The 15,126-nt window shown below is 62.2% G+C and carries 15 protein-coding genes and 1 tRNA gene; 7 read left to right on the top strand and 9 right to left on the bottom strand.

Annotation, left to right across the window (positions count from 1 at the left end; translation table 11 throughout):
- Nucleotides 1-30: 30 nt before the first annotated feature.
- The 6 genes from DXY03_RS05630 to DXY03_RS05655 all read right to left on the bottom strand — a co-directional run bounded on the left by DXY03_RS05630 (nt 31) and on the right by DXY03_RS05655 (nt 6,059).
- Nucleotides 31-645 carry a 3-isopropylmalate dehydratase small subunit gene (locus tag DXY03_RS05630; protein ID WP_115009557.1) on the bottom strand — a complete coding sequence of 205 codons (615 nt, stop codon included), beginning with the start codon at nt 643-645 and terminating at the stop codon, nt 31-33.
- Nucleotides 645-2,063 (bottom strand): 3-isopropylmalate dehydratase large subunit, encoded by a 1,419-nt coding sequence (leuC, locus tag DXY03_RS05635; RefSeq protein ID WP_115009558.1) that lies wholly within the window; start codon nt 2,061-2,063, stop codon nt 645-647. The genes DXY03_RS05630 and leuC overlap by 1 nt, the downstream gene beginning before the upstream one ends.
- 26 nt (nt 2,064-2,089) lie before the next feature.
- Nucleotides 2,090-3,349: a competence/damage-inducible protein A gene (locus DXY03_RS05640; protein ID WP_115009958.1), complete on the bottom strand. Its 1,260-nt coding sequence runs from the start codon at nt 3,347-3,349 to the stop codon at nt 2,090-2,092.
- A complete protein-coding gene (locus tag DXY03_RS05645; protein WP_115009559.1) occupies nt 3,342-4,484 on the bottom strand; it encodes a glycosyltransferase family 4 protein in 1,143 nt (380 codons plus the stop codon). The genes DXY03_RS05640 and DXY03_RS05645 overlap by 8 nt, the downstream gene beginning before the upstream one ends.
- A gap of 115 nt (nt 4,485-4,599) precedes the next feature.
- A complete protein-coding gene (glyA, locus tag DXY03_RS05650) occupies nt 4,600-5,889 on the bottom strand; it encodes a serine hydroxymethyltransferase (protein ID WP_115009560.1) in 1,290 nt (429 codons plus the stop codon).
- Between the two features lie 96 nt (nt 5,890-5,985).
- Nucleotides 5,986-6,059, bottom strand: a tRNA-Arg gene (locus tag DXY03_RS05655).
- A gap of 88 nt (nt 6,060-6,147) precedes the next feature.
- Between DXY03_RS05655 and DXY03_RS05660 the strand changes: the two genes are divergently transcribed.
- Genes DXY03_RS05660 through DXY03_RS05670 form a run of 3 tightly spaced genes read left to right on the top strand, consistent with a single transcriptional unit; the run spans nt 6,148 to nt 7,017 of the window.
- The gene (locus DXY03_RS05660; RefSeq protein ID WP_115009561.1) at nt 6,148-6,393 is read left to right on the top strand and encodes a hypothetical protein; all 246 of its coding nucleotides are present in this window, start codon (nt 6,148-6,150) and stop codon (nt 6,391-6,393) included.
- Between the two features lie 42 nt (nt 6,394-6,435).
- The gene (locus tag DXY03_RS05665; RefSeq protein ID WP_114988124.1) at nt 6,436-6,726 is read left to right on the top strand and encodes a DUF3181 family protein; all 291 of its coding nucleotides are present in this window, start codon (nt 6,436-6,438) and stop codon (nt 6,724-6,726) included.
- A 27-nt stretch (nt 6,727-6,753) separates the two neighbouring features.
- Nucleotides 6,754-7,017, top strand: coding sequence for a cytochrome-c oxidase (locus tag DXY03_RS05670; protein ID WP_114988123.1), 264 nt, complete (start codon nt 6,754-6,756; stop codon nt 7,015-7,017).
- Here the strand turns inward: DXY03_RS05670 and murJ are convergent.
- On the bottom strand, nt 7,004-8,611 hold the full coding sequence (gene murJ, locus DXY03_RS05675) for a murein biosynthesis integral membrane protein MurJ (RefSeq protein WP_115009562.1): 1,608 nt from the start codon (nt 8,609-8,611) through the stop codon (nt 7,004-7,006). The two genes, DXY03_RS05670 and murJ, sit on opposite strands and share 14 nt — an antisense overlap.
- Before the next feature lie 68 nt (nt 8,612-8,679).
- On the opposite strand from murJ, the gene sfsA reads away from it, so the two are divergent.
- The 4 genes from sfsA to DXY03_RS05695 all read left to right on the top strand — a co-directional run bounded on the left by sfsA (nt 8,680) and on the right by DXY03_RS05695 (nt 12,991).
- Nucleotides 8,680-9,444: a DNA/RNA nuclease SfsA gene (gene sfsA / locus DXY03_RS05680; RefSeq protein WP_115009563.1), complete on the top strand. Its 765-nt coding sequence runs from the start codon at nt 8,680-8,682 to the stop codon at nt 9,442-9,444.
- Between the two features lie 104 nt (nt 9,445-9,548).
- The gene (locus DXY03_RS05685; RefSeq protein ID WP_115009564.1) at nt 9,549-11,012 is read left to right on the top strand and encodes an ammonium transporter; all 1,464 of its coding nucleotides are present in this window, start codon (nt 9,549-9,551) and stop codon (nt 11,010-11,012) included.
- A 110-nt stretch (nt 11,013-11,122) separates the two neighbouring features.
- Nucleotides 11,123-12,322, top strand: coding sequence for a 4-hydroxy-3-methylbut-2-enyl diphosphate reductase (locus DXY03_RS05690; RefSeq protein ID WP_115009565.1), 1,200 nt, complete (start codon nt 11,123-11,125; stop codon nt 12,320-12,322).
- Nucleotides 12,323-12,382: 60 nt separating this feature from the next.
- On the top strand, nt 12,383-12,991 hold the full coding sequence (locus tag DXY03_RS05695; RefSeq protein WP_115009566.1) for a DUF1997 domain-containing protein: 609 nt from the start codon (nt 12,383-12,385) through the stop codon (nt 12,989-12,991).
- A 7-nt stretch (nt 12,992-12,998) separates the two neighbouring features.
- Here DXY03_RS05695 and DXY03_RS05700 read toward each other — a convergent pair whose 3' ends face one another.
- Together DXY03_RS05700 and purH are read right to left on the bottom strand one after the other, a co-directional pair.
- A complete protein-coding gene (locus DXY03_RS05700; RefSeq protein ID WP_114988117.1) occupies nt 12,999-13,457 on the bottom strand; it encodes a DUF4079 domain-containing protein in 459 nt (152 codons plus the stop codon).
- A gap of 54 nt (nt 13,458-13,511) precedes the next feature.
- Nucleotides 13,512-15,074 carry a bifunctional phosphoribosylaminoimidazolecarboxamide formyltransferase/IMP cyclohydrolase gene (purH, locus tag DXY03_RS05705; protein WP_115009567.1) on the bottom strand — a complete coding sequence of 521 codons (1,563 nt, stop codon included), beginning with the start codon at nt 15,072-15,074 and terminating at the stop codon, nt 13,512-13,514.
- Nucleotides 15,075-15,126 lie beyond the last annotated feature (52 nt).

Below are 15,126 nucleotides of genomic sequence, written 5' to 3' on the forward strand. Positions count from 1 at the left end.
TTTCATAGACACAGGAGTCGCGCTTGGCTGTTACTTGGCGGCGAACTGGTTGATATAGGGCAGTGTTTGCATCAATTCGGCAACCTGAGGGCCATGGTCCAGGAGCTGGGACGTTGCATCCCAACGACCGCTGCGAAGCATGTCCAAAGGACCTAGATCGATCGACACAGGCCAACTGGAGTCGGCTGAGGTCAGTTGCAAAGCGGCAAGATCGAGGCTCCAGGAGCGCCCCGGATCGCCATCCACCTGGGCCTGAATCGCCTTGATCTGCTCTGGAGCGGCCGTTGCACAGGGAATGCCAAGGGCGAGGCAGTTGCCGTAGAAGATCTCGGCAAAACTCACCCCAACCACCGCGCGAATTCCCCAGCGCATCAACGCCTGAGGGGCATGCTCACGACTGGAACCGCAGCCGAAATTGCCGTTCACCACCAGGATCGAGGCCCCCTGATAACGGGCCTGATCAAAGGGATGCTCACCGGAGAGTTCAAGGCGATCGTCGGCAAACACCTGGTCACCCAGCGCCTCGAAACTGACACATTTGAGGAACCGTGCCGGAATGATCCGATCCGTGTCGATGTCTTCACCGGGGACGGCGATGGCCGTTCCACTCACCTGTTGAATCGGACCAGTCGGGAAGAGAGCCATCACGATGCGGACGGAGAAATCAAAGTACGGACATCGGTCACACGACCGTTAATGGCAGCTGCCGCCACCATGGCAGGACTCATCAACAAGGTCCGGCCACTGGCCGATCCCTGCCGACCCTTGAAATTGCGGTTGCTGGAGCTGGCGCTGATCTGACGCCCCTCCAGCCGATCCGGATTCATCGCCAGACACATCGAGCAGCCGGGCTCCCGCCACTCAAAACCTGCGGCACGAAACACCGCATCCAACCCTTCAGCTTCAGCAGCCTTCGCCACCTGCTCCGAACCGGGCACAACAAATGCCTTGATGCCTTCAGCCACCTGCCGCCCACGGGCAACATCTGCCGCAGCACGCAGATCGCTGAGACGACCATTGGTGCAACTGCCGATGAAACAGACATCCACAGGGATCCCTGCAATCGCCGTTCCCGGCTGAAGATCCATGTAGCGGTAAGCCTCCTCAGCAATCGGACGCTCGCCTGGATCCAGCTGATCAAGGCTTGGCACCGTTTCATCGATGCCCAGTCCCTGGCCCGGGGTAATGCCCCAGGTCACCGTGGGTGGAATCGCAGCGGCATCAAACACCACCTCATCGTCGACCGTTGCGTTGGCATCCGTGGCCAGGGAGCTCCACCAGGCGACAGCACGATTCCAGGCCTCACCCTCGGGGGCATGGGGACGACCTTTCAGATAGTCAAAGGTGACCTGATCGGGATTGACGTAACCGCATCGGGCTCCCCCCTCGATCGCCATGTTGCAGAGGGTCATCCGCTCTTCCATCGACAACGCCTCGATGGCAGGGCCGGCGAACTCGTAGGCATAGCCAACGCCGCCCTTCACCCCCAGGTGGCGAATCACATGCAGGATCAAGTCCTTCGCTGACACGCCCTCGGCGAGAAAGCCATTCACCTGAATCCGGCGCACCTTGAGCTTGTTCATGGCCAGGCTCTGGCTGGCCAACACATCGCGCACCTGGCTGGTGCCGATCCCAAAGGCGATCGCCCCGAAGGCGCCATGGGTGGAGGTGTGGGAATCACCGCAGGCCACCGTCATGCCCGGCTGGGTCAGGCCCAGCTCCGGGGCAATCACGTGAACGATGCCCTGCCGGCCGCTGCCGATGTTGTTGAGAGGGATGCCGTACTCCTGGCAGTTCCGCTCCAAGGTGCTGAGCATCTCCTCCGCCAACGGATCGGCGAACGGCCGTTGCTGAGACATGGTCGGAACGATGTGGTCCACCGTGGCCACCGTGCGCTCAGGACAGCGCACCGAAAGCCCCTTGTCCTTCAACGCCGCGAAGGCCTGAGGACTGGTGACCTCATGGATCAGATGCAGACCAACAAACAGTTGGGTGGATCCGCCGGGGAGCTCCGCCACCCGATGCAGGTCCCACACCTTGTCGTAGAGGGTGCCGGAACTCAACAGTTCAGCCGCAATAACCGTCGACCCTAAACCTGAGCGAGCAAGCGAAGACGCAGACGGTCCAAACCGCGGATCACGCTCATCCTCTGAATGGCCTCCCGACCCCGCCGCTCACCGAAATGCTGCACCCAGGCCTCACAGCCATCGGTACCAGCCAAGGCCAGATGCACCAAGCCCACCGGCTTCTCAGCACTGCCACCGCCAGGGCCGGCGATACCGCTCACAGCAATCGCCCAATCGCAATTGAGTTTCTCCCGGGCTGCCCGCGCCATCGCCTCGACCACAGGCTGTGAAACAGCCCCATGGGCAGTAAGCAGATCTGGCGAAACCCCAAGCACAGCCTGTTTCACCGCATTGCTGTAAGCGATGACGCCCCCCTGGAAAACCAGCGAAGAACCTGGAACAGACGTCAGGGCTGCCGCCAATCCACCACCGGTGCAGGACTCCGCTACCGCCAGCGTCTGGTGCCGTTGCTTGAGCAGGGCGATCACCACCGACGCCAGGCTGTCCGCATCGACGCCGTAGCAGTGATTGCCCGTGCGACGACGCAGCTCAGCCTCCAGCGGCACCAACAGCTGAGCGGCGGTATCGGCACTGGACGCACAGGCCGTGAGCCGCAATTTCACATCGCCGAGGGAGGCATAAGGAGCCACCGTTGGGTTGGTCGACTCCAATAAATCGGCAACGCGCTCAGCCAGCTCGGATTCGCCAATGCCGCTGAAGCGGAGCTGACGGCTCACAAATACACCGGAAGCCCCACCATTGGCTTGAAGCCACGGGGCGGCCGTTTCCATCCACATGGCCCGCATTTCCGCAGGCACCCCCGGGAAGGTGAGAATCGTGAAATCAGGCCGGGGAGACCAGATCATTCCCGGTGCCGACCCCATTGGATTGGGAAGAACTTCCGCGCCACGGGGCAGATAAGCCTGGCTGCGGTTGCTGGAAGCAACCGGCCGGCCACCTGCCGATAGCTTCTGCTGGATCTCCAGCCAGAGTTCGGGCCGCTCCTCCAAGGGAGTGTCGAAAGCAGCGGCCAGGGCCTCGGTGGTGAGGTCATCGGGGGTTGGGCCCAAACCTCCAGTCGTCACCAGAACCCTGCAGCGCTGCGATGACTCGCGTACGGCAGAGATCAAACGCTCTTTGTTGTCGCCAACGACGGTTTGGCGGTAATGCGGCAGCCCCAGACCCGCCAACTGTTCGGCAATCCATCGGGCATTGCCGTTAAGGATGTCTCCCAACAACAGCTCTGTGCCCACGCACAGGATTTCAACACCCGATTCAGCCACGCGGTTCGCCAAGGGCCGCAGGATCAACAGGGGTGGAACAGGGGTTGGTGTTCAACAGAGCTCGCTCATGTTGCAGCTGGCGACGGCTGATCACCACCGTGGCCACCAGGATGGCCGTGGCCAAAGCCAGCCAGAGGAAGCGCATCTCGGCATTGGCCACCACCAGGGCCAGGGCAGCAAGCCACTGGGTGAAGACGTAGATCAACAGCACCGTGCGCCGATGACTGAACCCGGCGCGCAACAGGCGGTGGTGGAGGTGACGCCGATCGGGATAGAAGGGGGAACGGCCTTCCCTCAGGCGGCCCATGATCACGGCCGACATGTCGGCCAGGGGCAACGAAAGAATCAGCAACGGCAGAAGCAGGCTCACCGTCGTGAGCCCCTTGGCGGGTCCCACGATGCTCACGGCAGCGAGGGTGAAGCCGAGGAAGTAAGAGCCCCCATCCCCCATGAAGATGCGAGCGGGGTTGAAGTTGTGCCTCAGGAAACCGAGGCAGCACCCTGCTAACGCTGCGGCAAGGAATCCGGCAGCCACCTGATGCAGCGAAAAGCTGACGGAAACCAGCCCAACAGCGGCAATGCCAGCCACTCCCGCAGCAAGACCATCAAGGCCATCCAGCCAGTTGATGGCGTTGGTGATCCCTACCAGCCAAACAACAGTGGCCAGTAGGCTGAGGCTGTCAGGCAGAGCAATCGGACCGGCTGAAGCGGTGAACCAGGGGAGATCGATCGCCCCAATCCGAACGCCCTGGCTCCAGACGGCACAAGCCACGGCAACCTGTAGAGCCAGCCGCGGCCAGGGCGAGAGAGCGAAGAGGTCGTCGGCAAGGCCAATCAGAAAAAAACAGAGCGAACCAGCCAGGGTGCCCCAGATCAGCTGATCCTTGGCCGGCGCCAGCAGGCCGAAACCGCCGACGGACCAGACCATCGCCAAGGCCAAGGCAAAACCCAGCACCATGGCAATGCCCCCCAATCTCACCATTGGGGTGATGTGCTGCTTGCGCTCATCCGGTTGGTCGGTCCACCCGAAGCGAAGCCCCATCCGGCGCACTTGGGGCACCAGCACCATGGTGGTCACCGCAGCCAGAAGAAAGCTGACCGAGGCGACCGCAATAGGGCTGGCCAAGAGGTTCACGCAGGCTCCGGGAAAGAGACGATCCCCCGGTCAGAAGGAGTCACCCCAATCCTAGGGAACTTGCAACCGTTCAACCAGGCAACGCCCCGGCCCATTCGAGAGCCAAGGCCAAGCCTCAGGCCAGAACCGGCTGCTTGCTGTCGGCGTAGAGGGGAAAGCGCTCACAGAGGGCGGCAACCCGATTGAGGCAACGCTGGCGAATCGCATCATCCTCAGGATTGAGAAGGCGATCAGCAATCACATCAGCGACCTCTCGGAAGGCCTGCGCGTCAAAACCACGGGTGGTGAGGGCAGCTGTTCCCAGCCGCAGGCCGCTGGTGACGAAGGGCGATTCGGGGTCGAAGGGAACGGTGTTCTTGTTCGCAGTGATGTGCACATCACTCACCAACAGATCAGCCACCTTTCCAGTCATGCCGATGCCACGCAGATCCAGAAGCACCACATGGTTGTCGGTGCCGCCGCTGACGACATCGATGCCGCGGGCAATCAGCTGTTCAGCGAGGGCTGCCGCATTGGCAACCACCTGCTGGCTGTAGGCCTTGAACGAAGGCTGCAGCGCTTCCCCGAAGGCCACAGCCTTGGCAGCGATCACGTGCTCCAGAGGGCCACCCTGGCTGCCAGGGAACACGGCCTTATCGAACTTTTTGGCGAACTCGGCGTCGCGGCAGAGAATCAGGCCACCGCGGGGGCCGCGCAGGGTCTTGTGAGTGGTGGTGGTCACAACATCGCAGTGCGGCACTGGACTGGGATGCACACCAGCGGCTACGAGGCCGGCGATGTGAGCCATATCGGCCAGCAGATAAGCGCCCACCTCATCAGCGATGGCACGGAAGGCGGCGAAGTCGATGGTGCGTGGATACGCTGAATAGCCGCAAACAATCAGCTTCGGTTTGTGCTCCAAAGCCAGCTGGCGGATCGCCTCCATATCAAGGCGTTGGGTCTCCTTGTCGACGCCGTACTGAACAACGTTGAACCACTTGCCGCTGACGTTGACCGGGGAACCATGGGTGAGGTGACCGCCATGGGACAGGTCCAGCCCCATGATCGTGTCGCCGGGTTGAAGCAGGGCCAGAAAGACTGCGAAGTTGGCCTGGGCCCCACTGTGGGGCTGGACATTGGCCCAGTCGGCACCAAACAACTGCTTAGCGCGCTCGATGGCCAGCTCCTCGATGGCATCAACGTGCTCACAACCGCCGTAATACCGCTTGCTGGGCAGCCCCTCGGCGTACTTGTTTGTGAGCACGGAACCCTGGGCCTGCATCACCGCAAGGGAGGCAAAGTTCTCTGATGCGATCAGTTCCAGGTGGGTTTCCTGACGCTGCCGTTCTTGATCAATGAACGCGGCGATATCCGGATCCGACTGAGCCAGATCAGCGTCGATGGCGCGTCCAGAAACCTGGCCCATGAAATGTCAGTAAAAATTTGTCCAAGCGTAAGAAACCGTAGCGATCAGCCCGACCGATCAACCAAAAAAAAAACTGCCCACATGGGGCAGTTGAAACGCGCCTGGAGAGATTCGAACTCCCGACCCTCTGATCCGTAGTCAGATGCTCTAATCCGCTGAGCTACAAGCGCTTGGGCCAAACCATCAGACCCCATTGAGGGTCCGCTCGTCAACTGGGTGCGGGCCGCGTCAGGATTCAGGTGTTTCTGAGCCCAAGCAATGCCGATCCGCTGGTATGGCCCCGCTAACCCTGAGGATCCGACCTACCGGCATTTCGAACGCATCGTGAACCTGTGCCTGCATGGCGGCGTGTTCGCCGCGGTGAACAGCGGCGGCTGGTTTCTGCAGGAGATGCGCCACCCCTTCCCCGAAGGGAGCCTGACCTGGGTCACCAGCCTCTGGGCAAGCCTGTGGCTGGGCCAATTGATCTGGGTGATTGTTCAGCGCCCCAAGCCGGAGGAATAAAGCCAGCATGGATGCAATCCCCACCTCGATCCTTCCGGGCTGATGTCCCTCTCCGCCAGCGACCTGCAGGACCTTCAGAGTGCTTTGGCTGACCGCCTCTACGTGCAGATCAGCGGCTGGCATCTTTACCTCGGCGATGCCGACCTGGCTTCAGCCCTGGCGATCGAATGCAGTGCCCGCGTCAATCAAGGTGCTGAGGTGGCGGCCCGGCAGGCCCTCGACGCCGTCAAGGTGCCTCTGGCAGGAGGCGCCAGTCAGCTCCCGCTCTCCAAGCTGATCCCCCCCGCCCAGCTGAGGGATCTTGAAGAGATCCTCGAGCCGTACTGCAGATAAGGTTGCAGTCCATCCGCAGCGGTTGGTGTGCTGATCATTGAAGTCACCAACTCCAGGGATTTGGTGCGCCAACGCATCGGCCGCCTTGGTGAACGGCTGATCGGTCGGGTCGTGGACGCGGAGGCTCAGGTTGAAAAAGCCCTGATCCAGGAACTGGAAACCGCCTTTAAAGAATTTGGGATCGAGGCACGAATCGTGTCTGTTCAGGGCCCGCAACTCGTGGGTCGCGAGCAACTGGAACTTCCGATTCAGGTGCGTGAAGAGCTGGATGTTCGTCTCAGCGAGCCCTGAACCGGCCCAGCACCAACTGCGTGACCTCACGCACCTCCGGCACCTTGAGTTGTGCACCGATTAAGGCAAACAAGGCCAAACCCAGCAGGCCAGGGGCAGACACCTGCAGCACTAGGCCCAGCAACCCTGCCGGCCAAGGCACAACGGTCACCAGGATTCCCGCACCCCCCGCTGCCAGAACTCCGGCGATGGCGAGCCGCATCAGGTCCATTCCCCAGCGCCGCAGCGGCAGGCCTCCAACCTGTTGCTGCAGACCCACCAACAGGGCGAGGCAGGTGAGCAGGTTGATGGCAACCGTGGCGAGCACCAACCCTGGCGCACCGAAATTGAACGGCGACTGATTCCCCCAAGGGGTCGGACCACCCACCAGCAGCCAGTCAAAAACCACGTTCAGACCGATCCCCGCCAGCGAGAGCCGAAAAGGCGTCGTTCCATCGCCAAGGGCATAAAAGACGCGCACCAGCACATCCCGGCCGAGGTAAGCCGGCATGCCGAGGCCATAGGCCATCAACAAGCCCGTCACCAGCTGTGCGGCTGGTGCATCGAAAGCACCACGCTCGTACACCAGGGCGACGATGGGGCCACCCAAAGCAATGAACAGTCCCCCCAGGGGGATCATCGATGCCGCAGACAGCATCAACCCCTGTCGGATCCGATCGATCAGCTGCGGACGATCCTCAGGAGCCATGAGCCTGGAAAAAGTGGGCAGCAAGGGCACCAGCAGTGCATTCGAGATCAGGCCCAGAGGGGTTTGCACCAGCAAATTGGCGTACCCCAGACCCGCCGCCGCACCGAGGATGCCGGAGGCGAAAAACAGATCCGTGAACACATTGATCTGAAGCATTCCGGACGACAACGTCGCCGGCCCCATCACACGCCACACCTCCCGCACTCCCGGGTGCCGCCAGTCCCAGACCAGTTGGAAACGGGCCAACCCCTGCTGGATCAACGCCGGCAGCTGGATCAACCACTGCAGCAAGGCCCCCACCAACGTGGCCAAGGCCAGCACCACACCACCTGTCATGGCGGCGGACGGCAAGGCGATATCAGCGCCGAGCTGCCACCAGAGCAGTCCCACCCCCAGGATCAAGGCCCCGCTGGACATCAGCGGTGAAATCGCAGGGATCCAGAATTCGTCGGCGGCGTTGAGGGACCCGAAGCCGAGCCCGATCAGCCCCGCCAGCAGCGCCATCGGCGCCATCACCTGCAGCTGGGCCCGTGCGATGGCGTGAAGCTCGGGGGCAAGGCTAGGGCCCACAAGGGTGATCAGAGGATCCGCCGCAAGCACCAGAACGATGGTGACCAGGAGCAACAGAGCACTGACGCTGGTGTTGAGCGCCGCAAGGATGTGCGCCCCTTCAGCCCGGGGGCGCCGGCTCAGCACGCTCACCATGGCGCTGTGGAAGGGGCCATTGATCCCCCCGAGCAGGATCAGCAGAAATCCAGGCAGCACATAGGCGTAGTTGTAGGCGTCATAGGCCGCGCCAACCCCGAAGGCCGCTGCGATCACCAGCTGCCGAATCAGGCCACCCACCTTGCTCAGCAAGGTGCCGAGGGTCACCACCAGTGCGATCCCCTTCAATGAACGCGCCATTCGGCCCCCAGCATTGGGCGCATTGTGGAGGCACCACACGAGACCATGGGCCAATCTCGGCTGCTGCCATGACTGGCCTTCCCTCTCCGGGCGATGCCCTGCTGCGCTTTGAACCCCTGACGGAGGGCGTGCTGCTGAAGCGCTACAAACGCTTCCTGGCCGATGTGGAGCTGAGCAGCGGTGAGACCGTCACCGCCCATTGCGCCAACACCGGCCCGATGACAGGAGTCTTGATCCCTGGCCAACGGGTGCGTCTGCGCTACGCCCCCTCCCCCAAACGCAAGCTGGCCTGGACCTGGGAGCAAGCCGAGGTGCCAGGCGCCGATGGCCAACCTTGCTGGGTGGGCATCAACACGGCACTGCCCAACCGACTGATTCGCGCCACGGTCGAAGCGGGGTGCCTGGAGGCCCAGCTCGGGGCCATTGAAGGGATCCGCGCTGAAGTGGCCTACGGCACGAACAAACGCAGCCGGATCGACCTCCTGCTGACGCCATCCGCGCAGAACCCTGATCAACGTCCGATCTACCTGGAGGTGAAGAACACCACCTGGACCGACGGCAGCACGGCCCTGTTCCCCGACACGGTGACCGAAAGGGGGCAGAAGCATCTGATTGAGCTGATGGGGGTGCTTCCTGACGCGCGGGCGGTGCTGGTGCCCTGCCTTAGCCGGCCGGACGTGACTGCCTTTGCTCCCGGTGACAGCGCCGATCCGCGCTATGGAGAGCTGTTTCGCCAGGCCACCAACAGCGGTGTGGAAGTGCTGCCGTGCTGCTTCAGCTTCAGCGCCGATGCGGTGCACTGGCAGGGGACACGCCTAGTCCACCTAGATTGATTTTGGTAGCAGATCGAACAAGGAAGTGCGCCATCGCAGGGCACGGTGGGTTTGTTCATCTGGGAACATTTCCAGATGCCTCACGCAGCTCTGCACCCTCGTTCATGACAACTGCATTCCACGCGCCACCGCAAAGGCGGCGCAAAACCCTGCAGGAGGCCAGCCTCCTGGAAGGCCCGATGCTGCTCCTGAAGAGCATCCGAGGCTTCAGCTCCAACCGCGCCATGACCTGGCTCGCCTGTGCGCCCCTGGCGCTCATGGGCCTTGGCATCTTCACGCTGTCGGCCAAAGCCGAAGAGCTTCCTGAGCTCTCCGCCGCTTTCCTGGCCAACAACCTCTGGCTTCTGGTCGCCACCATCCTGGTGATCTTCATGAATGCCGGCTTCGCCATGGTCGAAGCAGGCATGTGCCGGCAAAAGAATGCCGTCAATATCCTCTCCAAGAACCTGTTTGTGTTCGCCCTCGCGGTGACCGCCTACTGGTTCGTGGGCTACTCCTTGATGTACGGCGACTCCGTCATCGACGGCTGGCTGTATTTCGGGGGCCTCTTCTTCGACCCGACCGTCACTGCTGAGACCATCAGCGAAGCCGGCCTGGTTCCCACCGTTGATTTCCTGTTCCAGGCGGCCTTCGCCGGAACCGCAGCCACGATCGTTTCCGGTCTTGTGGCTGAGCGGATCAAGTTCGGCGAATTCGTGATTTTCGCCCTGGTGCTCACCGCAGTCATCTACCCGATTGCCGGTAGCTGGCAGTGGAACGGTGGTTGGCTCAGCGAAATGGGCTTCATCGATTTCGCTGGTTCCTCGATCGTTCACTCCGTTGGCGCCTGGGCCGGCCTCGTCGGCGCCATGCTGCTCGGACCCCGCATCGGCAAGTACGTCGACGGCAAGGTTCAGGCCATCCCTGGCCACAACATGTCCATCGCCACCCTTGGCGCCCTGATCCTCTGGATCGGCTGGTACGGCTTCAACCCCGGTTCCCAGCTGGCCATGGACCAGTGGGTTCCCTACGTGGCCGTCACCACCACCCTCGGTGCTGCCGGTGGTGCCATCGGCGCCACGGTGATCTCCACGATCACCTCCAAGAAGCCTGACCTCACCATGATCATCAACGGCATCCTGGCCGGCCTGGTGAGCGTGACTGCCGGTTGCGGCAACCTCACCCTGACGGGTTCCTGGGTGGCTGGTCTGGTGGGCGGCATCATCGTCGTCTTCTCCGTGGCCGCTCTCGATGCCGCAGGCATTGACGACCCCGTCGGCGCCTTCTCCGTGCACGGTGTGTGCGGCGTGTGGGGCACGATCGTGATCGGTCTCTGGGGCTACGACGTCCAGGGCGACGGCTCCGGCCTCGGCCTGCTGGTCGGCGGCGGCATCGACCAGCTCGGCGTCCAGGCTCTGGGTGCTGCTGCCTATGCCATCTGGACCGTGGTCACCTGCTTCATCGCCTGGCAGATCATCGGCTCCCTCTTCGGCGGCATCCGCGTCACCGAACAGGAAGAGTCCGAAGGTCTGGACATTGGCGAACACGGCATGGAGGCCTACGCCGGTTTCTCCACCACCAACAACTGATTCCGCGTCGGATCAGCTGCTGTTCTCAAGCCCGGCCGACTGGCCGGGCTTTTTTACTGCCTGAAGCGCTGCTTCAGGCCACATAGAGTTGCCCCACTCCAGCGCCCTCCATGGACACCCACGCCTTCAAGCGCTCCCTCCACCATTCCGAGCGTTACAACCGGCGAGGCTTCGGGCGCGCCGAGGAAGTGGCGGAGAGCCTTGAGCAGGCCTACCAGAGCGGCCTGATCGGCACGATCCGGGACAACGGCTACCGACTGGAACACGGCCGGCTCAACGTCCGGTTGGCGGAAGCCTTCGGCTTCTGCTGGGGTGTTGAACGGGCTGTGGCGATGGCCTACGAGACCCGCAAGCACTACCCCAGCGAGCGTCTCTGGATCACGAACGAGATCATTCACAACCCTTCCGTGAATGATCACCTCAGGGAAATGGATGTGCAGTTCATCCCTGTTGAACAGGGAGTGAAGGACTTCTCAGGTGTCACCTCCGGTGATGTGGTGATCCTGCCGGCCTTTGGTGCCACCGTTCAGGAAATGCAGCTGCTGAATGAACGGGGTTGCCACATCGTTGACACGACCTGTCCCTGGGTCTCCAAGGTTTGGAACACCGTGGAGAAACACAAGAAGCACACCTTCACCTCGATCATTCACGGCAAGGTGAAGCACGAGGAGACACTGGCCACAAGCTCATTTGCCGGCACCTATCTGGTGGTGCTCGATCTGGAGGAAGCCCAGTACGTCGCCGATTACATCCTCGGCAACGGGGACCGAGAGGACTTCATTCAACGGTTTGCCAAAGCCTGCTCTCCAGGGTTCGATCCCGATCGGGACCTCGAACGTCTGGGCGTGGCCAACCAGACCACGATGCTGAAGAGCGAAACGGAAGAGATCGGACGCCTGTTCGAACGCACAATGTTGAGCAAATACGGTCCCACCCAACTCAACGACCACTTCCTGGCCTTCAACACCATTTGCGACGCCACCCAGGAGCGTCAGGACGCCATGTTCTCCCTGGTGGATGAATCCCTGGACCTGATGGTGGTGATCGGTGGTTTCAACTCCTCCAACACCACCCACCTGCAGGAGATTGCCGTCAGCCGTGGGATTCGCTCGTTCCACATCGACACGCCCGAGCGCATCGACGTCGGCACCAATTCGATCGAGCACAAACCACTGGCTGCCGACCTCTGTCGTGAGGATGATTTCCTGCCTGAAGGCCCCGTGCGGGTGGGAATCACCTCCGGTGCCTCAACCCCGGATCGGGCGGTGGAAGAGGTGATCGAAAAACTGATGCAATTGAGCGAAAACTGAAGCGCAGAGAGCTTTACATTGGTTCATCTTTAATCGCCCTCCGCCGGCAGCTCCCCATCCGTGACGGTCTTGTCGCCCACCGAAACCGACAATCAGCTTCACGGTGCCGACCCGCAGGTGCGCTGCTACAGCAGCCACTTCGAGGATTCGATGCAGATGCTGGCGCCCCAAGCGGTGGTAGCTCGGTACCTGGATGACCATCAGAGCTGGTTTGAACGGTGCGCCAGCCCGATGCAGGTCGAGGCCATCGATCGGCAGTCCTACAGCCTGACCCTGGGGCGGTTCGGCAACTTCGGCTTCGAGGTGGAGCCCACGATCGCTCTGCGACTGCTGCCACAGCAGGAAGGGATCTACCGCATCGAAACCGTTCGAACCGTGCCGCAGTCGCTTGCTCTGCGCCATCACTACGACGTCGACTTCCGCGCGGGGATGCGCCTGATCCCCGAACAGGAGCACACCTCCGTCCAGTGGGACCTGGATCTCAAGGTCTGGATCCGTCTGCCCAAGGTGATCACCATGCTCCCGGATCAGTTGGTCCAGAGCAGTGGTGATCATCTGCTCAAGCAGATTGTCCGTCAGATTTCACGACGGCTCACCTGGAAGGTCCAGGAAGATTTCCATGCCGCCCATGGCCTGAGCTGCCCACCGCGTCAGCGGGCAGCCTTCTGAACGACCTTCAGCGGTTGGTCCAGATCTTGTTGACGATCTCCATGCCGCTGACGGCCTGCCAGAGGAACAACGTGAGCATGCCCATGTTTAGGCCCACATGAGCCTTGCGCGCAATCACATTGCCCCGCTGCATCAGGGGTGAGAGCGAGGCGGCAACGGCGATCATCCCGGTCATGGCCAGACCCACCAGCAGGTGCGGACCAACAAACAACTTGCCGTTGTTCAGATAGGTGACCGCCATACCACCCAAGGTCCCGAGGGTCATCACGGCCAGCAGGATGCTGCCCCAGAGGTAATGGCGCTGGGCGAACTTTTTCGGCACCAGTTCTTTTCGCTGTTCTGGGGTACCGGTGCGCGTTTTCTTGGCCTTGATCCCCAGGTAGAGAGCCCAACCACCAACGGCGAGCAGGCCCCACTCCGCTAAGGGGTGAGCGAAATTGAGGCTGAAGGGGAGAGTGGCGAGCATTGAAGGGGACTCTTCAGTCCCGCGAGGCTAGGGGGCCGGCGGCCCCCACCAGCGTCAGTGCAGGAAATGGCGGCGCCCCGTGAGCTGCATCGCCAGGCCGAGCTCATCGCAGGCTTTGATCGAATCGGCATCGCGCATGCTCCCGCCGGGATGGATCACGGCGGTGATGCCGTGGCTGGCAGCCAGACGCACCGTGTCGTCAAACGGGAAGAAACCATCACTGGCCAGAACAGCCCCCTGGGCTTTCTCACCCGCAGCCTCCAGCGCAATCCGCGCTGAGCCCACACGATTCATCTGACCAGCACCCACGCCGAGGCTCTGGCCATCCTTGGCCACAACGATGGCGTTGGAGCGAACGTGACGCACCAAGCGCCAGGCAAATTCCAGGTCCTGCTTTTCCTGCGGCGTGGGCGGCCGCTGGCTGGCCACGGTCCAGTCGGCTGGTGTGATCGCCTGGTCATCAAGGTCCTGAACCAGGAGACCACCCAGGATGCTGCGCACGTGATCGGGGCCGGCCAGGTCAATGGCCTGCGGAGCCAGTTCCAACAGGCGCAGATTGGCTTTGGCCGCCAGCACCTCCCGTGCCTCGGGCGTGAAGCCCGGTGCCACGACGCATTCCAAAAACAGACTGGTGAGCTCACGGGCCGCCGTGGCTTCCACCACACCATTGATGGCGATGATGCCGCCGAAGGCACTCACCCGATCGGCATCCAGGGCACGCGTCAGTGCAGCAGGAATGGAAGTTCCGATCGCCACACCGCAGGGGTTGGTGTGCTTGACGACCACGGCGGCAGGCTGCAAGGCCGGTGCGGAACCATCGGCTCCGTAGCCGAACTCCCGCACCGTGGCGAGGGCCGCCTCGAGATCCAGCAGGTTGTTGGTGCTCAGCTCCTTGCCCTGCAGCTGAATGGCCCCACCCCAACCCTGTTTGGGATGGCTGAACCAACGTGCTTTCTGGTGGGGATTTTCGCCGTACCGAAGGGTCTGCCGCAGCGGCACCGCCTCCAGCCAGGGGCTGTCTTCTGCGGCGGTTTGGTCGGCCATCCAGCGGCTGATCGCCGTGTCGTACGACGCCGTGTGCTGAAACGCTTCCAGGGCCAGTTGACGCCGCAGCTCCGAAGGCACGCTCCCGCCCGACTCCGCCATGGTGGTCAACAGACGGTCGTATTGGTCAGGACTGGTGAGAACAGCCACATCAGCATGGTTTTTGGCGGCCGCCCGAACCATGGCGGGGCCACCGATGTCGATGTTCTCGATCGCCTGATCCCAGGTGACGTCAGGCCGAGCAATCGTCTCGCGGAAGGGATAAAGATTGACCACCACCACATCGATAGGGGCGATGTTCTGCTGCTCAAGATCGGCCTGATGGGACGCGTCACCCCGCTTGGCCAAAATCCCGCCATGCACCCTTGGATGGAGCGTTTTCACACGACCGCCAAGAATTTCTGGAGCCCCGGTATGCTCCGACACACGGGTCACCGGAAGGCCGGCCTGCTCGAGCACCTTGGCCGTGCCCCCACTGGAGAGCAACTGATAGCCATGGGTCCGATGCAGGGCCTCCGCCAGGGGCACCAGCCCGGACTTATCGGAAACACTCAGCAGAGCGACAGGAGCCATCGAAGGGTCGTGACTGGATCGTGAGCCAACCTACGCAGCAGTGATGCTCATG

The organism is Synechococcus sp. N5 (assembly GCF_900473925.1).
Classification (GTDB): Bacteria; Cyanobacteriota; Cyanobacteriia; order PCC-6307; family Cyanobiaceae; genus Parasynechococcus.